Below are 23,666 nucleotides of genomic sequence, written 5' to 3'. Positions count from 1 at the left end.
ATGACCACCGTTTCCGCCCCGCACGACGCCACCTGGAAGGAAAGCCCCGTGCCCACCGAACGCACCCTGTCGAGCGAGCCCGCCCCGTCCCTCGCGGAGGGCGGGCGCCCCGGGCCCGCGGCCGGCCTGCCGGCGCTGGTGGCGTGGCATGCCGAACGGGCCCCGCACGCCCTGGCGGTGGCGGACGGCGACGCCACGCTGACCTACGGGCAGCTGGTCGGTGCCGCCCGCGCCCTCGCCGGGCATCTGCACCGGCAGGGCGTCCGCCCGGGTGACGCGGTGGCGCTGCTGATGCCCCGCTCGGCCCGTACCGTCGTCGCCCAACTCGCGCTGTGGTGGGCGGGCGCGGTGTGCGTACCGCTCGATCCGGCGCATCCGCGCGCCCGTACCGAGGCGCTGATCGAGGACGCCGGGGTGACGCTGACCGTCGGGGACGGCAAGCTCCTGGACGCGGTCGCGCCGGCCGGGGCGACCCTCGTGCTGCCCGACGCGCCGCTCTCCGAGGCATGGCAGGACGACGAGCCGGGGGCCCCGGCCGGCCGGTTGCTTCCGGACGCCGTCCCGGCACCGGTGCCGGCCGCCGAACCCGCCCCGGACGCCGCGGCGTTCATCATGTTCACTTCCGGCTCCACCGGGCGGCCCAAGGGCGTGGCCCTCGCCCACCGCGGGATCGCCGAGCTGGTCACCGACCCCGGCTACCTCACCCTGACCTCCCGCGACCGGGTGCTGTTCCACTCGCCGATGACCTTCGACGCCTCGACGTTCGAGGTGTGGGCCGCGCTCGCCAACGGCGCCGCGGTGGTGGTGTGCACCGTGGAGCGGCCCTCGTTCGAGGACCTGGCGCAGCAGGCGGAGCGGCACGGCGTCACCGTGGCCTTCTTCACCACCGCGCTCTTCCACCAGCTGGCGGTGCGCCGCTCCCGGATCTTCGCGCCGCTGCGCACCGTGGTGGTGGGTGGGGAGGCCCTGGCCGCCCACCACGCCGGCGAGGTGCTGCGGGCGTTCCCCTGGCTGGAACTGGTCAACGGGTACGGCCCGACGGAGACGACGACCTTCGCCACCGCCCACCGGGTCACCCCGGCGGACTGTGCGGGACAGGTGCCCATCGGCCGGCCGATCGCCGGGGCGACGGCGCACGTCCTGGACGAGGACGGCCGGCCCGTCCCGGACGGCGAGCGCGGCGAACTGTGGGTCGGCGGCAGCCGGCTGGCGCTGGGCTACGCCGGACGGCCGGAGCTGACCGCCGAGCGCTTCACCACGCATCCCGCGTGGGGCCGCCTGTACCGGACCGGCGATGTCGTCTCGCGACGCCCGGACGGGATCCTCGACTTCCACGGGCGTACCGACGACCAGGTGAAGGTGCGGGGCTTCCGGATCGAGCCCGGTGAGGTCGAGCACGCGCTGCGGGAGCAGCCCGAGGTGGCCGACGCGGCGGTGACCGTGCACCGCCCCTCCCCCGACGACGCCCGTCTGATCGCCTTCGTCGTCGCCGCGCCCGGCCCGGTGCCCCGGGCGGAGGTGCTGCGTGACCGGCTGGCCGCGGTCCTGCCCGGCCCGCTGGTGCCGGACGAGCTGACGGTGGTCGACGACCTGCCGCTCACCGCGTCCGGCAAGGTCGACCGCCGCGCACTGACCGATCTGCTCGCCGCGGACACCGCCGACGCGCCGGCCGGTCCGCTGACGCCGCTGGAGCAGGCCGTCGCCGACCTGTGGAGCCGGTCGCTGGGCCGCGAGGTGACCCGCGCGGACGCCGACTTCCTCTCCCTGGGCGGCCACTCCCTGCTGGCGCTGGTCGTCACCGACGACCTCCGCGAGGAACTCGGTGTCGAACTGTCCCTCGCCGACTTCTTCACCGCCCCCACCGTGGCGGACCAGGCCGCACTGGTCGAGCGGGCGCTGCTCGCCGCGCACCCCGAACCGCGCCCGTACGCACCGGAGAACACCGATGACCACTGACCGCTTCACCGCTCCCGCCCGCCAGGAGGAGCTGCTGCGCCGGGCGCGCGCCCGCGCCGCCCGACCCGCGCCCCGCACCGACGCCGGGCAGCACGGTCCCGTTCCGCTCTCCCACGCCCAGCGCCGGATGTGGCTGATGGACCGGCTCGGCCACGGTGGCGCCTCGTACAGCGTGCCGTTCGCCACCCGGCTGCGCGGTCCGCTCGACGTGGACGCGCTGTCCGCCGCGCTGACCTCGCTCGTACGCCGCCACGAGATCCTGCGCACCCGTTACGGGCAGCGCGACGGCGAGCCGTACCAGGAGGTACTGGCCGCGCCCGGGGCCATCGCGGTGCGCGTGGTGGCGGCCGACGCGGCGGACGCCGGGGATCTGCTGGTGGCCGAGGCCCGTCGCCCGTTCGACCTGACCGCCGGGACGCTGCCCCGCGCCCTGGTCGTACGGCATGCGCCGCAGGACCACACCGTAATGCTGACGTTCCATCACATCGCGCTGGACGGACCGTCGTTGGAGACGGTGGCTGAGGAGCTCGGCACGCTCTACGCGGCGGCGGCCGATCCGGGCAGCTCCTCCGGGCCGCAGCTGCCGGAGCCGCCGCAGTACGCCGACTTCGCGCGGCGCGAGCACCGGGCCGGCGACGCGCCCGAGGGGCTGCGCCACTGGGCCGACCGCCTCGACGGCGCCGTTCCGCCGCGGCTTCCGGCCCCCGTCCGCCCGCCCGCCGACGCCGACGCCCGGCCCGCCGGGACGCACACCGCGCCGCTCGACCGCGCCGTGCCGGACGCCCTGCGCGAGCTGGGCCGGCGCCACCGCGCGACGGTGTTCACCGTGGCGCTCGCCGCGGCGTTCGCCAGCCTGAACCGCTGCACCGGCCAGGACGACCTGGTGATCGGCGTGGCCGGTACGCACCGCCGGGGCACGGCCATGCGTGGCCTGGTCGGGCTGTGCGTGAACACCCTTCCGCTGCGCGTCGACGCCTCCGGCGACCCGGCCTTCAGCACGCTCCTGGAACGGGTGCGGGACGCCATGCTCGACGCCCAGCGCCACCGCGAGGTGCCGTTCGACCGCATCCTGGAGCGCCTCGGCGCCACCGCGCGCGGCGCGGACGGGACGGCGCTGGTGCGGGTGACCGCGGACGTCCTCGGGGCGCCGACGGCACTGCGGCTGCCGGGGACCGAGGGCGAACACGTCGAGGTCGGCCTCGGGGAGGCCAAGTTCGACCTGTCCTTCGCCTTGATGGACACCGACCGGCCGGCCGCGCTGGTGCAGTACCGCCGCGCCGCCCTCGACGAGGAGGCGGCCACCGCCCTCGGCGCGGCCCACGCCGCGCTGCTCACCGCGGTCGCGGGCGATCCGGCCCTGCGCCTGTCCCAACTTCCGGGCGCGGCACCGGCCCCCCGCACCGACCCGGGCACGCACCCGGCCGAGGCGCTGCTGTGCGCCCACCCCCAGGTCGCCGACGCAGCGGTGGCGACACCGGCCGGCGGACCGCTGCTCGCGTACGCGGTGCTGCGGGCGACCGGCGGCCCCTCCCCCGCCGCATTGCGCGCCCATCTGCGGGACCGGCTGGCCCCGGACCTGGTGCCGGCCGCGGTGACCCTGCTCGACACCCTGCCGCGCGACGCCGACGGCGCGGTCGACCCGGCGCGGCTGCCCGGCATGCCGTCCCGGTCCGTGCCGGAGGGGCCGTATGCCGAGGCGGTGCGGACGGGCTTCGCGGCGCTCCTGGGCCGGACGCCCGCCCCGGACGACGACTTCTTCGCCCTCGGCGGCCATTCGCTCGTCGCCGTCCAGCTCGCCGAACGGCTGCGCCGGGCGCTGACCCTGCCGCTGACCGGCCTGGACATCCTCCAGGCGCGCACTCCCCGTGCGGTCACCGCCCTGCTGGACGAGCGGGCGGCCCAGCGCGCCGCGGCGCCCGCCAAGACGGCCGCCCGGCCCGTACGGGCGCGGGCCGGCACGGTGCTGGTCACCGGGGCCACCGGCGGCGTCGGCGCTTTCGTGCTGCGCGAACTCGCCGCCCAGGGCCGTCCCGTTCTGGCGCTGGCCCGCCCCGAGTCCGCCCATCTGGTCGCGGCGGAGGGCGTGGACGTCGTCGAGGGCGACCTCTCCGACCTGGACGGGCTGCGGGCGGCCGTGCGACGCGCCGACGCCGTCATCCACGCCGCCTGTACCTTCACCCGGCCCGAGGTCGATGTGGCGGCGATGGCAGCGATGGTCGACGCCTGGTCCAACGGCCCCTTCACCTTCGTCAGCAGCGTGGACGCCTACGGGCACCCCGAGGCCGGGACGGTGGCGGAGGAGTCCGCCTCGCGCGAGCCGCTCAGCCCGTACGGCCGGGCCAAGCTCGACTGCGAGGCGCTGCTGCTGCGGGCGGCCGGCACCGGCGGCCGGGGCGGCGCGAGCGCGGTCCGCTCGCCACTGGTGTGGGGTCCGCACGACCGGCTGCGTGACCAGCTGCGCTGGGGTGCCACCGGTCTGCTCTACCAGGCCGCGCGCGAGGGCCGGCCGCTCGTCCTGCCCCGGCCCGGCGCCCGCGGCCACGACTGGTACGGCGCGGCCTGGGTGCACGCCGCGGCACTGGCGCGGGCGGTGGTCTCGTGCCTGGAGGCGCCGGTGCACGGGGTGGCCAACGCCGTGAGCGGGCACGTCGCCTGGCAGGACCTCGCCACGGACCTGACCGAACTCCTCGGCAGCAGCAGCGAGATCCACGAGTCGGACGAGGTCCACCCGGATCTCGACCACCACTGGCACTACCGCGCCGACCGGCTGGCCCGGCCGCTGCGCCCCGGGCCGGGCGAGGACCGGCGCGCCGTCCTGACGGCCATGACCGGCGCCTCGCCGGAGCGCTGACGTCCCCTCGGGCTCACCGCGTGGCTGCGATTCCGGTGGGATCGCAGCCACGCTCAGCGCGTCGCGACGACGGAGCCCCGGCGCGTGCGCAGCGCGCCGTAGACGGCCCAGAGCACCGAGACCAGCGGTACGGCGACGATCGCGCCGAGCACCCCCGCGGTGACCCCGCCGCACACCACCGCCAGCGCCACCACCACCGGATGCAGACTGACCGCCCGGCTCATCACCAGCGGGTGCAGCACATGCCCTTCGAACTGGCCGATGACCACGATCAGCAGCACCACGACCGCCGCCACCACCGGCCCCTTCGCCGCCAGCGCCACCACGGCCGCCACCGCCAGCGCGACGGGCGAGCCGACCAGCGGGATGAACGCGGCGAAGAACTCCAGCACGGCCAGCGGGACGGCGAGCGGCACCCCCAGGACGAAGAGCGCCACACCGACGAGGACGGCGTTGGTCGCGGCCACCACCACGATGCCGCGGGTGTACCCGGTGAAGGTCGTCCACGCGGTACGTCCGGCGAGATGCACCGAGGGCCGCCCGGCCGATGGCAGCTGTCCGCCGAACCACTGCCACATCCGGTCGCCCGAGTGCAGGAAGAACACCGCGCAGAACAGCGCCAGCGCCACCACCGTCAGCACCTCCACCAGGCGGTCCACCCCGCTGAGCGCGGTGCTGATCACCGTCCCGCGGTGGCTCGACACGAACCGCGAGACCCACTCCTGCAGATGCGCCAGGGTCCCGTCCCGCAGATGGAACGGCGGCCCTTGGAGCCACCGCTCGATCCTGGCCACGCCGCCACTGAATTCCCGGCGCAGCCCTTGCCACTCGCCGGCGACGGTCGCCCCGATCAGGCTCAGCACCCCGAAGAGGAATACCACACTGCCCACCAGCGCCACGGCGACCGCCGCCGGGCGCGGCATCAGGCGCTGGAGCAGGTTGATCGGCGGCCCCAGCAGGGCCGTCAGCACCAGGGCCACGAACAGCGCGAGCGTCACCAGGTGGAACCGCCCGAGCGCGACGAAGACCGCGTAGACGGCCACGCCGACGACGATCAGGCGCCATCCGTACGCCGCCGCCACCCGCAGTGCCGGTACGACCACGTCGCCCCCGCTCGCCGGCCTCCGCGTCCCCGCCCGGCCCGCCGGGCGACGCCCGCCCGCGGCGCGCCGCCCGCCGTACCTGCGCAGCGCGCCGTGCGTGTTCCGCGAGGCCCCGGCCCGGTGAGCGCCGGACGAAGGACCCCGCTGCCTGCCGGACCGATTTCGCATACCAAGACGAGGTATCCCCCACGGGCGGCCTTCGAACGCGGCAGCGCACGCATTCCCCCGAAGGCACGCGGCCATGGACCGCCCCCCGCCACGGGATTGACGCAGTGTGACAGGGGTAGAAAGGCACTGCGACCGGGCGAGATCACTCCGCAGGTCAGCGCGTCGGCCAGACGCTGCATGGCAGTCAGTCGACAGAAGGACATCACACTGCGTGAACAGCATCCGGCCCCATCCCGCCGGCGTCGCCCGGCGGACCCTCCGGCCCTCGACGGGCCCGACCGCCCGCGCTCACGCCGCCGGGCGCGCCCGGGCACCACCCGGCGCACCGGCCCGGCCGCCCGGACGTGGTGGCCGAACACCTGAATGTGGCTCTTCGGGGCGAGCGTGTCGCTGCCCGCCGGTTCCTCACCCGGCGTTGACTCGTCGCCCGTGTCCGACACGAACGAGGTGAAGCGGATGAGCAGTATGACGGGCAGTACCCGCGCCGGGACGACGGATCTGCGGCCGGGCACGACACCGCCGGCGGACCTGCTGACGCTGGACTGCCGCCCCCAGGCGGCGGCCATGGCACGGGACGCCGCCAACCGGTTCCTGACGCGCTTTCATCCCCCGGTGGAGCAGAGCGCCGCGGACGCCGTGGTCCTCGTCGTCTGCGAACTCGTCACCAACTCGGTACGGCACGCGCGCGGCCCCTCGTGCTCGGTGCGCCTGGCCGTCTGCGGCGACGCCATCGCGGTGGCCGTGAGCGACTCCAGTACCTCCCCGCCCGTGGGACGCGTCCCGGACGTCGACGGCGACAGCGGCGGCTTCGGCTGGCCGATGGTCCAGCAACTCGCCCTCGCCACCTCCGTATGCCTCACGCCGCACGGCAAGACCGTGCATGCGCTGCTGCCGTGCCGCCGGCACCCCGTAGGCTGACCGCGTCCGCTCGTCGACGCGGCCCGAACGGCCGGCTCGCCCCGGGAGCTGCTGTGCTCACCCCACCCTCGCCCCGAGTCGTCATCACCTCGTACGGTGCCCGCTGGAACGACCCTCCGCGGCACCCCGCCGCCACGCTGCTCCTGGACGTCTCGGACCGGCTGTGGGACCCGGCGGCGTTCGCGGAGACCGGTGATCTGGTGCCGTTGACCGGCCTGGACGCCGCCGTGCGCGACCATGTGCTCGGCAGCCCCGAGGCCGCCCGGATCGTCGAGGAGACCGGGCACGACGTGCTCGCTCTCCTCGCGGCCCGGGTCCCGGAGCTGCCCGTGCACCTGCACGTCCACTGCTGGTACGGACGGCACCGTGCCGTCGCCGTCTCCGAGGCCGTCGGCGACTGGCTCGCCGCGCGGGACGTCCCGGCCGATGTCCGCCACCGGCACCTGGCGCGGCCGTTCATCCACCGCGACCCGTCGGTCAGCGAGACCTGTGGCTTCTGCCTGATCGTGGCGGGCCGCGCCCCGGCGACCCTGGTCCGCGCATGGGACGACGCCGTCGCGGTGGAGCCGCCGCAGCCCGCCACTGCGGGGCACGTCCTCGTCATCCCGCGCCGTCACGTGGCCAACGCCACCGACGACCCCGTCATCACGGCCGCCACGATGGGCCGCGCCGCGGAACTCGCCGCGGAGGCGCAGCACGGCCTGAGCCTCTCCACGTCCCAGGACGCCCCGGCCACCCACACCACGACACCGCGGCACCTGCACATCGCACTGATCCCGCACGGAACCGCAAGGGCCGGCACGACACGCGTCCATGACGGCACGTCAAACATGGCAGGGGTGACAGGAGTCGAACCTGCGGCATCCGGTTTTGGAGACCGGCGCTCTGGCCTCTGAGCTACACCCCTTCGGCTCCGTCAGCCTCGCACACCCGTCCGCCGCGCTCCACCGATATTGGCTCCGCGTCAGGCCCGGCCGAGGACGCAGAACTCGTGGCCCTCCGGGTCGGCCAGGCACGTCCACGGGACGTCACCCTGGCCGAGGTCGAGGTCGGTGGCACCGAGGGCCCGCAGCCGGGCCACCTCCGCCGCCTTGTCGTCACCGGGGTACGGCAGCAGGTCAAGATGGACGCGGTCCGGCACGGTCTTCACGCCGTTACGGAGAAACTCGAGATACGGGCCGACCCCCTTGGCGGAGCGCAACACCGCGCGCTCGTCGGTCACCTCGTGCAGGGTCCAGTCGATCGCCTCACCCCAGAACCGGGCCATGGCCCGCGGGTCCGCGCAGTCGACCACCACCGCGGCGATCGGCCCGGTGTCCCGGTAGATCTCCCGAGGCTCCAGCACGCAGAACTCGTTGCCCTCCGGGTCGGCGAGCACCGTCCACGGCACGTCGCCCTGGCCCACCTGGGCGGGCGTCGCACCGAGAGCCTGGAGGCGCGCGACCAACTCCGCCTGATGGGCCGCAGAAGTGGTGGCGAGATCGAGGTGCACCCGGTTCTTGGTCGTCGTCTTGGGCTCCGGGACGGCAACGACGTCGATGCAGACGGCGACCGCGTCCGGCCACACGAAGCCGCCGGTGGGTTCAACGTTGGTCACGCCGGGCCCCTCGCTGGAAACACCCCAGCCGAGCGCCTCCGCCCAGAACCGGCCGACCGCCGAGTCGTCAAGAGCCTTGATGTTCACCTGAACAGGTCGCAGTGCCATGCCGGCGATCCTATGCACCCCGCTCCGCAACGACGTCCCCATCGTCGCCAAACAGTGTGACTGAGCGCTTCAGTTGGCCAGTTGAGCGAGAGCGGGCAGGTTAACAGTCAGCCGCTCGCCGGACGCTCACCGCGCGGGGCGAGCGTTTCGATCTGGCATCCTTCCGGCATGGGCGTTGCGTCTCTTGCAGGCCCGCATCTCTGTGAGGAGTGAGTCTGATGGCGAAGCGGGGCACCGATCACTGGAGTGAAACCTACTGTGACCGGCGCTTTCACCCGCCCCACCTGACGGGCCTGCCCTACTGGTTCTTCTGCCGACTTGAACCCGGCCACGACGGAGACTGCGACTGCGAAGCAGCCCACGAAGCAACGAACACGAAGGACTCAGCGCTATGAGCGGCCAACTCATGCGCTCACCGGCCAATTGAAGCGCTCAGTCACAAACAGAGATCAACGCGCTCCTCCGAATGCCGGGTCAGTAGTCGAGTTCCACGTACTCGATGTCGGTGAACTCGACCTGGAGGCCGTCCGCGCGGCGGCCGCGGTCCTTGAAGTAGATCTCCTGAAGACCTTCGGCCGCGATGTCCCGCAGCTGCTGCTCGGTGGCTCCGGCCCTCTCGGCGTCGAAGAGCCGGGCCGCGTAACGGGGCGGCAGGGCCTGGGTGATGAGGCGGATGCGGCCGTCGTCGGTGCTGCCCGGTGCGGCCGTGAAGCCGAAGCGGGCGCGGGTCTCGATGACGATGCCGCCGGTGGTCGCCGCCCGCTTCCGCGCCCGCTCCCGCACCCGGGGCTGCCAGCGCCTGCGCACCTCGCGCTCCATACGGGCGGCCAGCTCCGGGCGGGGCCGCTTGAGCTGTGCCTTGACGTACCGCTCGACCGTACGCTGGGAGACGCCCAGCAGCTCGGCCACCGCTCGGGTGGAGCCCTTCTCCGTCTTGACCAGGAACCGCATCTGCGCCGGTCCGGATCGGGGGGCGGGGCGCGTGACGGTGTGCTCCGCGGCCTTGTCGAGGCTGTCCTGGATGATGCCCATCGCGGCGCCTACTCTCCGTCAGCCACGGCGTCGGTGCCCTTGATGTGCCGGGCGGGATTGAGCTGCTCGTCCTCGATCATCGAGGCGAGCCACAGGAAGTCCTGGGTTCCCTCGTGCTTGACCATCCCGGGATTGACGCCGAGCCGGAACCCGCCGGGCAGCGGTTTGCCCTCGGGGGTGTACGGCAGGAAATCGAGCGGCGACGGGCCACGGGAGACGTACACGGCGCAGTCCGACAGCACGGCGACGGGGTACCGCCCCACGGACGCGAGCTTGGTCATCTTGCGGTGCATGTTGGTGCGGGCCTTGCCGATGAGCTCCGCCCTGATGTGCGGGCTCCAGGTCGGCCGCTGCAGTGCCGGCCAGCCCTCGCCGTAGGTGTGCCGCGCGCTCTGCGGTCGCTCGCGCAGCTTGCCGATCCCGCCCTTGACCGTGGACTTGACCGCCGACAGCACCGCGGCCCGACCCGGGTCGGCGTCCTTGTGGTGTGCCATGGCGGCGAGGAACTCCTCGTCGCTCATGCCGGTGGTGACGCCGAGGTCGGCCATCGTCTCCAGGTAGGCGTCGCGCAGACGCGCGTACCAGGGGTCGAGGTAGGCGCCGTGCTCATGGCGGACGTATGCCTCGACCGGCCGCACCCGGGCCCCGAGCTCCAGCGCGTACGCGACCGTCGACGTGGCGTACCAGCCCGGTCCTTCGGGACGGTCGCCCCGCGGCGTGAAGGGGCTGGGCAGACGCGGGTCCAGGTCGAGGTGGGAGAGGTCGACCAGCCAGGAGCCGGGCAGCTTGGGGTCGAAGGCCGGGGCCCGCACGTGGGTGGCCGGTCCGAGGCCGACGTTGAGGCGGTTGGCGGCCGCGGCGAAGGCCATGTTGACGTCGATACCGACGGCGTGGGTGTAGCCCTGGGTGCACTCCTCGTCGGTCAGCGGCCGGAACCAGTCGTATGCCTCCTCGTCGAGGGCCTCCTCCGGGGTGCGCTCGTGGAAGCGCGGGTAGCGCGCGGCGACGACCGGGTGTTCCATCGGCGCCTCCGGCGGCGCCGGGTCGACCGGCTCGGTCAGCGAACCCGGCAGCGGCCCGGACACCCACGAGCCGGTGGTCTCGTCCCGGACGGCCCGGGTCGGAGGCCGTAGCGCGGACATCAGCTCCAGACCGCACACGGCGGTCGAACCGCGGGGCGTGAGGACCCGGGTCGCGTACGTGCCCAGGACGGCGGCGACCTCGGCCGGCGGCAGCTGCCCGGTGTCGCCCCACGAACGGGCATCGAGCGCGCCCCACGGCAGCACGGCGAGCTGTACGCACCGGCGCCGGCCGCCGTCGGCGGAGCGGTAGATCCGTGCCCACGGGCCGAAGCCGCGCCGGGTCAGCTTCCAGTCCGCCTTCGTCAGCTGCTTGACCGCCTTGTGGTCCTCCGGCAGCCGCAGTCCCCGCCGGTCCTCCAACGTGTCGGGGAGTCCGAGGAGTTCGGCGGCCCCGGCGGTGAGCACGATCAGCGGGTCGGAGTCCTTGCCGCTCTTGTGCAGCCTCGGCGCACCGAGCTTCGCCTCCGCCAGCGTCCACTCCACCAGGGCCGGCAGCGTCGTGGCGGGGCAGTCGAGAACCAACCCGCCGACGCAGTACAGCGACCCGTCACCGTCCAGTACGCCCAACGGCCCGTTGCCGAACCGCGGATCCACATCGGTCGGTACGGGAGCCGGCCGCTTGGGCGCGGCCTTCTTCGCCACCGCCGTCGTCCGGGGCGCCTGCGACGGCTCCACCGCGCGCCGGGGGCGTGATGGTGCGACGGGAGCGGCCACGCCCTCAGCCGGCGCAGCGGCCATTGCCGACGAGGGCGCGGCACTCGGCGCGGTGCGGGCCTCCGACGCCGGCGGCGGGGCCGGGGCGGCGGTGGGCTCGGGTACCGGATGACGCGCGGCGAGCCCCTCCAGGAGCCGGATGTAGGCGGCGCGCTTGGGTGGCCGCGGCTCCTTCCGGGCGGCCTCCCAGTCGGCGACGGTCTCCCGCCGCACCCTGAGCGCCTTGGCGACCTGTGCCTGCGTCAGACTCCCCGCCTCGCGGAGCCGCACCCGCTCCCCCGGTAGGGGCTGTCGTTTGGATCAGGCCGGATCAGGGAGCGGGGTCTGGTGCCGTGCATCGCAAGGCGGAGGAGGGAGTCAGGGCGGAGCCCTGGCGACCGACAACAACGCGGCGAGGTGCGGTGCCAGACCCCGCGAGCCCGGCATGATCCAAACGACAGCCCCTAGGTCGGCCGAGTCGTGTCGCAGGCCCGGTCCGCCGGGCCGGTGTCGACGCCCTGCCGGACCGGCACGCGGACGGCCAGCGCGTCCACCACATCCTCAAGTCGTTCCGTGCGCCGGTACACGGCGCGTTGCCGCGCCGCGCCCGTCCCGTGCCGCTGCAGCCGCACCAGCCACCGCCGTACCGTCTCGAAATCGCCGGCCGCCCGCAGATGCCCCTGCACCCGCCTCATCAGGGCCGCGGTCAGGTCCCAGGCCGGGACGACGCGGAGCGGCCCGGGCAACGCCAGGGTCAGTGCCTCACCTGACATGCCGTCACAAGCCGCGCGCCACACTGCCGCACGCAGGACCGCGTCCTCCACCGGCGGGGCCGGCCGCCCCTTGCGCACCTCGACCAGCGCCGCGGCGACCAGGGCGCGGACGAGCAGCGCATAGGCGACGGTGTCCCCGGCACCGGGGAGCACGTCGGCGATCCTGACCTCCACGGTGGGCACATGCCGCGAGGGCCGGACGGACCAGTACAGCATGCCCGGATCCAGCGCGGCCCCGCTGTCAATGAGCGCCGAGACGACCTGCTCGTAGTGGTCCACCGAGTGGAAGTACGGCGGCGGGGCGGCGGTCGGCCAACGGCCCCACAGCACCGACCGCCAGCTGGCGTGGCCGGTGTCGCGGCCGCTCCAGAAAGGGGAGTTGGCGGTCAGGGAGAGCAACAGCGGTGTCCACGGCCGCAGGTGGTTGACCACCTGCACGGCCTCCTCCGGATCCGGCACCCCTACGTGCACATGGCAGGCGTTGGCGCACTGCTGCTCCACGAGCATCCCGAACCGGGCGGCGATCGCATGATCGCGCGGCTTGTCCAGGATCGGGGGTGGCCCCGTGGTTCCCAGCGGTGCCGTACCGCCGGCCACCAGCAGGCAGCCGGCCTCCCACGCGGCGCGCGCCGCACACCGGCGCAGCCGGGTGACCTCCGCGTACAGCTGCCGGGCGTCGGCACAGACGGCGCTGACGGTCTCCAGCTGGCACAGCGCCATCTCGCCCACTACCTGCCGGGGGTCCTCCGCCAGCCGCCCGGCCACCCCCACCACGGCATCCGCCGCGAGCGCCACCTCGCGCGTCGCCGCATCCGCGAGAACGAACTCCTCCTCCACCCCCAGCGTCAGTTCCGCTCGCCCCGCCCGGACCGCCGCACCCACCGCGTAGGGTTCCCGCACGCCGCCTCCAGCCTCCGCGCCACGCAGCACGACAAAGCGGCTCCCACAGTAGGGAAGACCAGGGCAAGGGGGTGGACGCGAATGAGGCATTCTCGATCACCCGCCCCACCTTGTCCGGAACCATCCGGTCGATCCCGAAGCCTTGGGCATCCCCGGGCACGAGTAAGCGAGAGACCGGAGTGCACGGCCGTCCGGCACACCTGCCGCGGGGGCTACGGGGGAGGTTCTCGGAAGGCCGCCGTACGCGGCGCGCCGCCACTTCGCGGAAGGAATTGTCCCGCCGCAGCGGACGAAAAAGAGAAAGGCAAAGAGCGCACCTGCTCCTTGCCACTCTTAACGTATAGCGCATGGGGGGCCTTGCGGCAAGGCCCTGGTCCTGCCGCAGAATCACCGGCCGAAGCCAGAATCTGCGGAAATGGAAATTGCCCATGATCGACGTGATCGTTGCCGGCGGCGGACCGACCGGCTTGATGCTGGCCTGCGAATTGCGGCTGCACGGCGTGCACGTGCTCGTGCTGGAGAAGGAGGCGGAGCCGACCGTGCAGGCCCGTGCGCGCGGCCTGCACGTACGCAGCATCGAGGTGATGGACCAGCGCGGTCTGGCGGACCGGTTCCTCCCGCTCGGCGAGCAGTTCAGGGTCGGCGGTTTCTTCGCCGGCCTCGGCAAGACGTGGCCCGAGCTGGACACCACGCATTCGTACGTCCTCGCCATCCCGCAGACGGTCACCGAGCGGCTGCTGACCGAGCGTGCCACCGAGCTCGGCGTCGAGATCCGGCGCGGCTGCGAACTGGTCGGGCTGAGCCAGGACGAGGACGGGGTGACCGTCGAGCTGGCCAACGGGGGTGCCGCCAGTGCTGGCGGCACACAGCTGCGCTCGCGCTACGTCGTCGGCTGCGACGGCGGCCGCAGCACGGTGCGCAAGCTGCTCGGCGTCGGCTTCCCCGGTGAGCCTTCCACGGTCGAGACGCTGCTGGGCCAGATGGAGTTGACCGCGTCGCCGGAGGAGCTGGCGGCTGTGATGGCCGAGGTCCGCAAGACCCACCAGCGGTTCGGCGCCACCCCCGAGGGCGACGGGCTGTACCGCGTCGTCGTACCCGCCGAGGGGGTGGCCGAGGACCGTACGACCGCGCCGACGCTTGAGGAGTTCAAGCAACAGCTGCGGACGTACGCCGGCACCGACTTCGGCGTGCACTCACCGCGCTGGCTCTCCCGCTTCGGCAACGCCACCCGGCAGGCCGAGCGCTACCGGGTCGGCCGGGTGCTGCTGGCCGGCGACGCGGCGCACATCCACCCGCCGGCCGGTGGGCAGGGGCTCAACCTCGGCGTGCAGGACGCGTTCAACCTCGGCTGGAAACTGGCCGCCGAGGTGAGCGGCTGGGCACCGCAGGGGCTCCTTGACAGCTACCACGCCGAACGGCACCCGGTGGCCGCCGCCGTGCTGGACAACACCCGCGCGCAGATGGAGCTGATGTCCACCGAGCCGGGCCCGCAGGCGGTGCGCCGGCTGATGGCGGAACTGCTGGACTTCGAGGAGGTGAACCGGTACCTGATCGAGAAGATCACCGCGATCGGGATCCGATACGACTTCGGCGAGGGCCACGCCCTGCTCGGCCGGCGGATGCGGGATGTGCAGCTGAAGCAGGGGCGCCTCTACGAGCGGATGCACGGCGGCCGCGGACTGCTGCTCGACCGGACCGGCCGGCTCTCGGTGGCGGGCTGGGCGGATCGGATCGACCACGTCGCCGACGTCAGCGAGGAACTGGACGTGCCCGCCGTGCTGTTGCGGCCGGACGGACATGTGGCGTGGGTCGGTGAGGATCAGCAGGATCTGCTCAGCCAGCTGCCCACGTGGTTCGGCACCGCCGCCGGCTGAGCGCGCGGCCGGGGCCCCGGACCGGCTGTCGGATGACCGCCGCCGCCGACGCGTCGTCGGCGGCGGTTGCGGTGGCGGTGGCGGTGGCGCCGTTCCCGGTGCGAAAGAGATTGCCTCGGGGCCGGGGTTCACGTTGGCTGGGCAACATGGCCGAACTGCGTACCGATCGCCTCACCCTCCGCCGATGGCAGGACTCCGACCTTGAACCGTGGGCGGCGATGAATGCCGATCCCGAGGTTCGGGAGCACTTGGGCGACCTGCTCACCCGCGAACAGAGCGACGCCTCCGTGGCGCAGTTCCAGGCCGAGTTCGACCAGCGCGGCTACGGGTGGTGGGCGGTTGAGGTGCGGGCCACGGGTGAGTTCATCGGCTTCGCGGGGTTGGATCAAGTAGATGACGACATGCCCTTCACAGGAGTGGAGATCGGCTGGCGGCTCGCCCGCTCGGCCTGGGGCCAGGGCTACGCCACCGAGGCCGCGCGGACACTCCTGGCCCACGGCTTCGACACTCTTGAACTGCCCGAGATCCTTGCCGTGACCACGGCCACCAACCTCCGTTCACAGGCAGTGATGCGTCGGCTCGGGATGACCCCGGGACCCGGCCGACGACTTCGAGGACCCCACAGCACCCGAAGGCCCACTGCGTCCGAACGTGCTGTACCGCATCGCCGGCCGCACCACCCCGCGTCGGTGATCTGTCCCCCGGCGGCCGGGCATCTGTCGGCGTTCTGTCGGTTCTTGCTGCGACCTTGATCAGGGTCGGCGGTCGGCGCACGACCACGGACCCAGCGGTCCGGCCACCCCCACCGACAGCCCCCGCAGCCCCGAGCGCAAGGAGCCTCCCGTGCCTACCGCAATCCAGACCCCGCCCTGGGACGTTCACCGGCTCCCACCGGCCGAGGGCAAGAACTTCCTCGTCACCGGCGGCAACGCGGGTATCGGCTACTTCGTCGCCGAGCAACTCGCCGGCACCGGCGCCACCGTCGTCCTCGGCAGCCGGGACCCGGCGAAAGCCGAGGCGGCCATGGCCTCGATCCGTTCCCGCGTCCCCGGTGCCCGGGTACGCCATCTTCGGCTGGATCTCGCCGACCTGTCCTCGCTGAAGCCCTCCGTGGACAGCCTGGAGCTGGACCGTCTCGACGCGGTGGTGCACAACGCCGGGGTGCTGCTCGACCAGCCGGAGCGCAGGGAAACCAAGGACGGTCACGAGATGACGTTCGGGACCAACCACCTCGGGCACTTCGCGCTGACCCACTGGCTGGCCCCCTTGCTCTCGGCCGCGCCCGCCGGCCGCGTCGTCACCACCGGAAGCTTCGCGGCCAAGTCCGCGCAGCTGGATCTGGACGACCTGCAGACCACCCGCGACTACCGGCCGAAACGCGCCTACGAACGGTCAAAGCTGGCGCAGATGCTCTTCGGCTTCGAACTCGACCGCCGCCTGCGCGCCAGCGGCAGCACGGTGCTGAGCGTCGTCGCCCACCCGGGCGGCGCGCTCGACTCCCTCACCCCCGCACGCCCGCCCGTCCACGCCCGCAGCACCGGCCAACGGTTGCGCGGCCTCCCCCTCGCCCTCGTCGTCCAGGGCAAGCAAGCCGGCGCCTGGCCCGCCGTCCGCGCAGTCCTCGACCCGACCGTGACCGACGGCCACATGTGGGGCCCCCGAGTGGCCGGCCTGCGCGGCGCCCCACGGCTCGAACCCGTACGGGGCCCCCTGGCCGACCCCACCACCGCAGCCCACCTCTGGACCGCCAGCTGCGCCCTGACCGGCGTCAACCCCACCTTCCACCCCGCCTGACCACGCCACGCACCCAGCGCTTTCAGTTTTTCGTGAAGCCCTGGGCACCCGCGCCGCGTTAGACCGCAAAGACTTCTTCGCGAACAAGTCTTTGCGAAGAACTCTTTGCGGTCTACTGTGCACGACATGAGTGACTCGGAAGAGAGGGCGACGACCGACCTGCCCGGTGAGGCAGACGCGGTCGTCCTGGACGCGAAGGGCCTGCGGGCGCTGGCCCATCCGGTACGCGTGCAACTGGTCGGGTTGCTGCGGAAGCACGGACCGTCAACGGCCACCCGGCTCGCCGAGCGGCTGGGCGTCAACTCCGGTACGGCCAGCTACCACTTGCGCCAGCTCGGCGCGGCAGGCTTCGTCGAGGAGGACGCCGAGCGCGGTAACGGACGGGAGCGTTGGTGGCGTTCGGTGCATCAGACCACGTGGTTCAACGACCCGGATCTCGCCGTGCGAGAGCCCGAGGCCGCGATGGCGTATCTGCGGTCCGTCGCCGCCACCTACAATCTGCGCACGCAACGGGCGCTCAACGAGCTGCAGACGATGCCCCGTTCGTGGCGCGACACCTTCGATATGAGCGACTGGCCCCTGCGCCTCACTCCTGAGGAGGCCGTGGCCCTCCAAGAAGAGTTGAGGGCAGTCATCAGCCGGTACCGGCCCGATGTTCCGGAGGAGGCGGCCAAAGCTCCCGAAGGTGCCCAACGGGTCTCCGTGATCACACACCTCCTGCCCGAACTGGACGCGCCCGGAGCGTCGACTGCCACCTCCGCGCCCGAAACGGAGAAGGGGCCGGAGCGGTCGTGACCGATGTCGTGACAGAAGGAGCCCCTGATACGGACGGCGCCTCCAGCCGGCGTTCCTTACGACCTTTGGGTGGGGTACTCGCAGCCATAGCGGTCTCGTTGACCGGCACCAGGATCTCGGCCATCGCCCTGCCCTGGTTCGTACTGGTCACGACCGGCAGTGCCACCCAGACCGGCCTGGTGGCCTGCTGCGAGATGACGCCTTACGTGGTGGTCAAGGCGTTGGCCGGCCCGTTGGTGGACCGGACCGGACCGCGCGGCGTCTCCTGGACCACCGACCTGCTCAGTGCGGCCGCCGCCTGCTCCGTTCCTCTCCTCCATGCCGTGGACCTGCTCTCGCTTCCCCTGCTGCTGGTCCTGGTCGCGCTGATCGGTGCGGCACGCGGTCCCGGTGACCTGGCCAAGGAGGTGATGGTCCCGGAAGCGGCCGAGCGCAGTCGCGTACCGCTGGAGCGAGCAACGGGGCTGGCCGGCGTCACCGAACGGCTCGCCTCCACCATCGGCCCGGCGGCCGGCGGTTCCTTGGTGGCGCTGCTCGGTCCCTTGACAGGACTTCTCGTCAACGCGGGGTGCTTCGCCCTCGGCTCGGTGATCGTCGCGCTGGTCCTGCCACGCGGCATCGGAACGGCAGCTGCGGAAGGCGCTCCACCCGATGACGGGGCGCAGCCGGGCTACTGGCGGCGGTTCGGCGAGGGCTTCGTCTTCCTGCGCGGCGAACCGCTGCTGCTCACCCTCATCGTCATGGTCGGAATCACCAACCTGCTGGATGCGGCGTTCAACACGGTGCTCATGCCCGTATGGGCGAAAGAGTCCGGCCACGGGCCGACCGACATCGGCCTGAACAGCAGTACAGGGGGATTGGCAGCCGTGGCCGGCAGCCTGGCGGCCGCGGCCGCCGCACACCGAATGCGGCGCCGCGTGGTGTTCTTCGCCGGGTTCCTGCTGGCCGGTGCGCCGAGATTCTTGATTCTCGCCTCTGATGCGCCGAGGTGGGCGGTGCTCACCGTATTTGCTGTCGGCGGGTTCGGCGCGGGTTTCCTCAACCCCATCCTGGGTGCGATGTCCTTCGAGCGGGTACCGCGCCGGCTGCTCGGCCGGGTCAACGCGCTGGGTGACGCACTGGCATGGGCCGGGATTCCCCTCGGCGGATTGCTCGGCGGAGCGATGGTGGCCTCCTTCGGACTGGTGCCGGTACTGCTGACCGGTGCAGCGCTCTACTTCCTCACGACAAGCCTGACCGGACTACGGCCGGAGTGGCGCGCAATGGATCGAGGGCGCGGCAGAGGGGAGGGCCGAACTGCTCGCTGTGAAACGGATTCTGACGTTCCATGAAGCGCACGACGGTCGTGGTAAGTGTGCACGGCCGCGGGTCCGGGTGGGTTCGGTCAGTGGAGGGTGGGTGGGGTCAGGCCGGGGGTGGTGGTGTTCTGGGGCTTCGGGTGCATGGGGCCCGACCAGACGCGGCGGGGAGGGCGGCCGACCAGTTTGCCGAAGAGCAGGGCGGCGGTGGTGGCGACGAGCACGCCGGGAACCATCTCGTAGATGCCCGAGTGGAGGGGGCCGAGGAGCGGGTCGATGTGCTTCCAGAGCAGGACGGTTGCCGCTCCGGTGATGATGCCGGCGAGCGCTCCGGCGCGGGTCATGCGCGGCCAGTACAGCGACAGCAGGATGACGGGGCCGAAGGCGGCGCCGAAGCCGGCCCAGGCGTAGGAGACGATGTCGAGGACGCCGCCTCCGCTCAGGGCGATGGCGTAGGCCACCAGGGCGACGACGACGACCGTCGCGCGGGCGGCGAGGACCTTCGAGGCGTCCGAGGCGCGGCGCTTGAGGAACGCGCCGTAGAAGTCTTCGGTGAGGGCCATCGCGGAGACCAGGAGCTGGCTGTCGGCGGTGGATTTGATCGCGGCGAGTACGGCGACGAGCAGGATGCCCGCGATCCACGGATTGACCAGTTGGGCGCACAGGGCGATGAAGACGGTCTCGGGGTTGTCCAGCGGTTGGTCGAGGGCGGCGATCCCGACGAGCCCGATCAGGGAGGCACCTGCCAGGCAGAGCACCACCCAGCTCACGCCGATGCGGCGGGCCCGGGGGATCTCACGGGCGCTGCGGATGCTCATGAAGCGCACCAGGATGTGGGGCTGACCGAAGTAACCCAGTCCCCAGGCGAGCAGCGAGATGACCGCCACCGCGGTGAGGGAATGGCCGGGCGTCCAATGGATGCCGTCGAAGCCCGCCTTGGCGCCGATGTCGAGGAGGGCGTGGCTCTTGCGGGTGAGACCGTCGTGCAGCGCGCCGAAGCCGCCGAGAATGCCGATGGCGATCGCGGGGAGGGCCAGGGCCGCGCAGAGCATCAGGGTGGCCTGCACGGTGTGCGTCACGCTGACGGCGCGGAAGCCACCCAGGACGGTGTAGACGACGATGACGACGGCGAAGACGGTGAGGGCGAATTCGAAACCGCCGCCGAAGATGCCCTCGAACAGCACTCCCCCGGCCAGCAGGCCACTGGCGACGTAGACGGTGAAGAAGACGACGATGACGGTGGCCGAGACCAGGCGCAGAAGTCTGCTGGAGTCCTCGAAGCGTTCTTCCAGGTATGCCGACAGGGTCATGGCGTCGCCGGCGCGTTCGGTGTAGGTGCGCAGGCGTGGTGCGACCAGACGCCAGTTGAGATACGTGCCCACGGCCAGCCCGACGGCGATCCAGGCGGCCCCGAGGCCGGCGGCGTAGACGGCTCCCGGCAGCCCGAGGAAGAGCCAGCCGGACATGTCGCTGGCTCCGGCGGACAGCGCGGCGACCGGCGCGCTCAGCCGGCGGCCACCGAGGGCGAAGTCGGAGAAGGTGAGAGTCTCCTGATACGTCCAGAAGCCCACCGCCACCATGGCGAGCAGGAAGACCCCGAAAGTGATCATGACGGGGACGATCAGGTGCGTCATCGCTGCTCCTCGGTACAGGCGCTGCTGGGGGGGGTGGCGGGGACGGCCCGGCTCCGGGCGAGGCCCGCGGGGTCCTGTGAGGCTTCGGTGTCTGACGCGTCGCGCTGATGCTTCGGTCAGAGGCATCGGGCTGACGCATCGAGCTGACGCATTCGTCTGCGGCATCGGGCTTCTGAGGATCCTGGTGGGACGGCTCAGGCGCGTGAGGATACGGATCCGCGATCGTCCGCGTCACCCCTTTGGCCAGATGTCCCTACCACCGATTTCCGCGTGCCGCCAGCGACTCGACGCACCACGAGTCTTTCAACTCGGTGTGTGCGGTGGAGGTTTGGCCCTGGTGGCGCTCGGCGTTCCGTCGGTGTCCGTCCGGTCACCCCGGACGCGGGTCGGTCGGGCGGGAGGGGAGGAAGCCCTGTCGGGTGGCGGCCTCGGCGGGTGCATACGGGCTGGTGGCGGCCGGGCTCAGGGCGGGCGGATGCGGCGCGTGATGCGGCTGACGCCGGCGGGCGAGGCGGCTTTGCAGGAGTGGCTCGCCGACCCGGCGTTCGTGCCGCGGACGTCGACTGGGCCCCGGGTCCCGGCCTGTCCCTGATCACGATGGTCGGCGGCCTGCTGCTGGCCGGCCTCGTCGGACGCCGGCTCCTGTCCCGGCACCCGCTCCCCAGCCCTGACCCGGCGGACAGCTCTGCCTCGGCGGGCAGTCCTGCGCTCCTGCGACGGCGGGCGCGAGGCGGGGCTGCCCGCCCGTCTCGCCGCGCCCGCGCCGCGCGCGGCGGTCAGCCGCGCTGTGCCTGCTCGTACACCGCCTTTGCCGCGGAGCCCAGCACGGGGCCGTACATGTGGGTGCCGGACTCCGGTCCGTCGCCGTGGCTGTTCACCGAGACCAGCACGCCCTTGCCCGTGGTGGCGTCGAAGTCGGTGAGCCACGGGCCGCCGCTGGCCCCGCCGCCCATGTCACAGGGCAGGGCCTGCTCGCCGGCGGGCGCCGGCTCGGCGGTACCGGTGCAGTGCAGGAGTTCCTCGCCGAGCTGGGGACGGGTCGCCGGATAGCCGAAGGCGACCGTCATCCCGCCCACCCGGCGGTTGAAGGCGACGGGCTGTCCCCCCACCACGTCGACGAGCTTGCGGCCCTTGGAATCGGCGTCCACCACCAGCGCCGCCACGTCGTTGACGGCGTCCTCCGCCCAGGTGCGCGGGGTCACGGCGGCTCGGACCGCGAAGGCGCCGTACGGCTGCCGGCCCTTGCCGTAGCCGGGGACGAAGACCATGTCGAGGTAGGTGTTGACGGGCGAGGCGGGACGCCGCACACAGTGGCCGGCGGCCATCACGACGGAGTGGTTGGCGCTGTTCACGGCGGTCGCCGTGCACCAGGTGTCGGCGCCCGAGGCGTTGACGAAGAAGAGCCGGCCGACGGTCTTCATCGCGGTGCCCCGCCACGGCTGGGACCGGGGGCCGGTCGGGCCCAGGTCCACGGACCTGCCCACGGCCTTGATACGGGCGGGGGTCCAGTAGGCGAGCGCGTCGCGGCGCTCCTTGGCGGTGAAGGTCATGGTGGAGACCGACGGATCGGGCGCCTTGGAGGCGGTGCCCTTCGGAGCGGCGGCTGCTTCCGACACCGGCACGACGCAGACGAGCAGCATGCCGGCGGTGGCAAGAACGGTGCTGCGCCTGCGGCGGGATCGGGATACGCGGGCGGGGATCGCGGACGTCGGCTCCGGTATGCCGGGAGGCGTGGCGGCGGGCATGAGGACGGGCTCCTTGCGACGAGGCGGACACCGGCGACGGTGAGCCCGCCGCAGCGCGGACCGGCGAGCGGGTCCACCATCGATGACGGGCTTTCACCTGATCAGGTTTCCCCCGGAGAAGGACAGATGTCCGAGCTGGGGGCCGGCCCCGGCCCCTACCAGGACGCCCGCTTCCGCGACGGCCCCTGACGCGAAAGCCCCTGACGCGACGGCCTCTGACGCGGGCACGGCGACCCGCGCACGTACGATGCCCCGTCGAGAGTCGAGAGGTGCAGAGCGGATGACGGCGCCCGTGCCCCTTGCCGGGCCACGGCTCCCCTCCCCCGGGCGCCGCCGAATCGAGAAGGGCTGAGTCGATGAGGACGCGCACGCTGAGGTTCGGTTTGTACGCCGACGAGCAGGGGCTGGCGTGGGTCAGGGAACTCGTCGAGGAGGCCGTGGCAGGCTCGGGGAGCGTCCGGATCGTCGCCGCGGGCGTCGCCCGCACCTTTCACGGGAGCGAGCTGTCGACCGCTGATGTGTACGACATTCTCGCGGATCAGTGGGCCTGGGAACATCCCGGTCAGAGCAGCGGCGCGCGGGAATCGGTCGAGCTGCGGGTCCGGTTGGCGTGTTCCCTGCGGGCCTGGCGACGGATCCGCAAGACGGTGATCAGGACGCTGTGTCCGGAGGGCATGGCGCCGCACGCCTGCCGGGTCCCGTGGTTCGCCTCCTGAGCCGGTGCACGGCGCCCGAGCGGTGAGGGAGCACCGTCACCGGCACCGTCAGCGGTAGCACTTCCGCGCCCTCGGCATCAGCTGGCTCAAACGTTGCGGGCAAGGGGGAATTTCGGCAGCGGGACCGGGAACGCGACCCAGTACAACCACAAAGCCGGGGACAGGAATTGACGGGCGGGCGTGCGCACAGTCGTCCGGGTGGCCGGTCTCGTGAGCCGCCCAGGCCCCTCGTACTCGTCGTGAGCCGCCCCGGGCCCCTGGTACGCGGAGTGCCAGGGCTGTCCGGCCGGTCCGGGTCCGTCCGTCCCTGCCGCAGCAGTGATACCGACCGCGTACCGCCGCGGAGAACGGAGCGCACCATGAACTGGCGCAACGAAGCCGCATGCCTCTACGAGGACCCCGAACTCTTCTTCCCCGTCGGCACCAACGGTCCTGCGGTCATGCAGGCGGAGAAGGCCAAGGAGGTCTGCCACCGCTGCCCGGTGATGGGGCAGTGCCTGCAGTGGTCCCTCGAACACGGCCAGGACGCCGGTATCTGGGGTGGCATGGACGAGGAGGAGCGGCGCGCCATGCGTCGCCGGGCCGCACGCAAGCGGGCACGGACCGGCTCCTCGTAGCCGACCCGGCCG

Annotated in this window: 16 protein-coding genes, 1 tRNA gene and 2 pseudogenes; 11 read left to right on the top strand and 8 right to left on the bottom strand. The window is 72.7% G+C overall.

Annotation, left to right across the window (positions count from 1 at the left end; genetic code table 11):
- Both OO62_RS13425 and OO62_RS13420 read left to right on the top strand, forming a co-directional pair.
- Entirely contained in the window at positions 1-1,956 is a 1,956-nt protein-coding gene (locus OO62_RS13425; protein ID WP_051733109.1) for a non-ribosomal peptide synthetase, read from the top strand.
- Entirely contained in the window at positions 1,946-4,807 is a 2,862-nt protein-coding gene (locus OO62_RS13420) for a condensation domain-containing protein (protein WP_033267565.1), read from the top strand. Before OO62_RS13425 ends, OO62_RS13420 begins: the two co-directional genes overlap by 11 nt.
- A gap of 53 nt (positions 4,808-4,860) precedes the next feature.
- Here OO62_RS13420 and OO62_RS13415 read toward each other — a convergent pair whose 3' ends face one another.
- Complete coding sequence (locus tag OO62_RS13415) at positions 4,861-6,078, bottom strand: AI-2E family transporter (protein ID WP_078617150.1); 1,218 nt, start codon at positions 6,076-6,078, stop codon at positions 4,861-4,863.
- Positions 6,079-6,534: 456 nt separating this feature from the next.
- Here OO62_RS13415 and OO62_RS13410 point away from each other — a divergent pair, with 456 nt between their 5' ends.
- Positions 6,535-6,996, top strand: coding sequence for an ATP-binding protein (locus OO62_RS13410; protein ID WP_234386246.1), 462 nt, complete (start codon positions 6,535-6,537; stop codon positions 6,994-6,996).
- A pseudogene (locus tag OO62_RS41710) lies at positions 6,930-7,703 on the top strand (HIT family protein); the annotation flags it as partial. The gene OO62_RS13410 and the pseudogene OO62_RS41710, both read left to right, overlap by 67 nt.
- 124 nt (positions 7,704-7,827) lie before the next feature.
- Here OO62_RS41710 and OO62_RS13400 read toward each other — a convergent pair.
- The 5 genes from OO62_RS13400 to OO62_RS13380 form a co-directional block, all read right to left on the bottom strand.
- Positions 7,828-7,903: transfer RNA gene (locus OO62_RS13400), tRNA-Trp, on the bottom strand.
- A gap of 57 nt (positions 7,904-7,960) precedes the next feature.
- Positions 7,961-8,701, bottom strand: coding sequence for a VOC family protein (locus OO62_RS13395; protein ID WP_033267562.1), 741 nt, complete (start codon positions 8,699-8,701; stop codon positions 7,961-7,963).
- 474 nt (positions 8,702-9,175) lie between these two features.
- Complete coding sequence (tpg, locus tag OO62_RS13390) at positions 9,176-9,733, bottom strand: telomere-protecting terminal protein Tpg (RefSeq protein ID WP_033267561.1); 558 nt, start codon at positions 9,731-9,733, stop codon at positions 9,176-9,178.
- An 8-nt stretch (positions 9,734-9,741) separates the two neighbouring features.
- Positions 9,742-11,799, bottom strand: a complete 2,058-nt coding sequence (tap, locus tag OO62_RS13385) for a telomere-associated protein Tap (protein WP_051733107.1) — start codon at positions 11,797-11,799, stop codon at positions 9,742-9,744.
- A 173-nt stretch (positions 11,800-11,972) separates the two neighbouring features.
- Complete coding sequence (locus OO62_RS13380; protein ID WP_051733105.1) at positions 11,973-13,181, bottom strand: carboxylate-amine ligase; 1,209 nt, start codon at positions 13,179-13,181, stop codon at positions 11,973-11,975.
- Between the two features lie 428 nt (positions 13,182-13,609).
- Between OO62_RS13380 and rox the strand changes: the two genes are divergently transcribed.
- The 5 genes and pseudogenes from rox (at position 13,610) to OO62_RS13355 (ending at position 18,975) form a co-directional block, all read left to right on the top strand.
- Positions 13,610-15,055, top strand: coding sequence for a rifampin monooxygenase (rox, locus tag OO62_RS13375; RefSeq protein ID WP_033267560.1), 1,446 nt, complete (start codon positions 13,610-13,612; stop codon positions 15,053-15,055).
- Between the two features lie 146 nt (positions 15,056-15,201).
- Positions 15,202-15,748, top strand: a pseudogene (locus OO62_RS36445) (GNAT family N-acetyltransferase).
- Between the two features lie 150 nt (positions 15,749-15,898).
- The gene (locus OO62_RS13365) at positions 15,899-16,849 is read left to right on the top strand and encodes an SDR family NAD(P)-dependent oxidoreductase (RefSeq protein WP_033267559.1); all 951 of its coding nucleotides are present in this window, start codon (positions 15,899-15,901) and stop codon (positions 16,847-16,849) included.
- A 126-nt stretch (positions 16,850-16,975) separates the two neighbouring features.
- Positions 16,976-17,644 (top strand): winged helix-turn-helix domain-containing protein, encoded by a 669-nt coding sequence (locus tag OO62_RS13360; protein WP_033267720.1) that lies wholly within the window; start codon positions 16,976-16,978, stop codon positions 17,642-17,644.
- 8 nt (positions 17,645-17,652) lie between these two features.
- On the top strand, positions 17,653-18,975 hold the full coding sequence (locus OO62_RS13355) for an MFS transporter (RefSeq protein WP_051733179.1): 1,323 nt from the start codon (positions 17,653-17,655) through the stop codon (positions 18,973-18,975).
- 53 nt (positions 18,976-19,028) lie between these two features.
- On the opposite strand, the gene putP is transcribed toward OO62_RS13355, so the two are convergent.
- Both putP and OO62_RS13340 read right to left on the bottom strand, forming a co-directional pair.
- On the bottom strand, positions 19,029-20,576 hold the full coding sequence (gene putP / locus OO62_RS13350) for a sodium/proline symporter PutP (RefSeq protein ID WP_051733103.1): 1,548 nt from the start codon (positions 20,574-20,576) through the stop codon (positions 19,029-19,031).
- A gap of 776 nt (positions 20,577-21,352) precedes the next feature.
- Complete coding sequence (locus OO62_RS13340; protein WP_051733100.1) at positions 21,353-22,321, bottom strand: trypsin-like serine peptidase; 969 nt, start codon at positions 22,319-22,321, stop codon at positions 21,353-21,355.
- 356 nt (positions 22,322-22,677) lie between these two features.
- Here OO62_RS13340 and OO62_RS13335 point away from each other — a divergent pair, with 356 nt between their 5' ends.
- Positions 22,678-23,037, top strand: a complete 360-nt coding sequence (locus OO62_RS13335; protein ID WP_033267557.1) for a hypothetical protein — start codon at positions 22,678-22,680, stop codon at positions 23,035-23,037.
- Between the two features lie 359 nt (positions 23,038-23,396).
- Positions 23,397-23,654, top strand: coding sequence for a WhiB family transcriptional regulator (locus tag OO62_RS13330; RefSeq protein ID WP_033267556.1), 258 nt, complete (start codon positions 23,397-23,399; stop codon positions 23,652-23,654).
- Positions 23,655-23,666 lie beyond the last annotated feature (12 nt).

It is taken from the genome of Streptomyces lydicus (assembly GCF_000717345.1).
Lineage (GTDB): Bacteria > Actinomycetota > Actinomycetes > Streptomycetales > Streptomycetaceae > Streptomyces > Streptomyces lydicus.
Note: the sequence above shows the minus strand (reverse complement) of the source record. Positions and strands in the feature narration are given on the sequence as shown.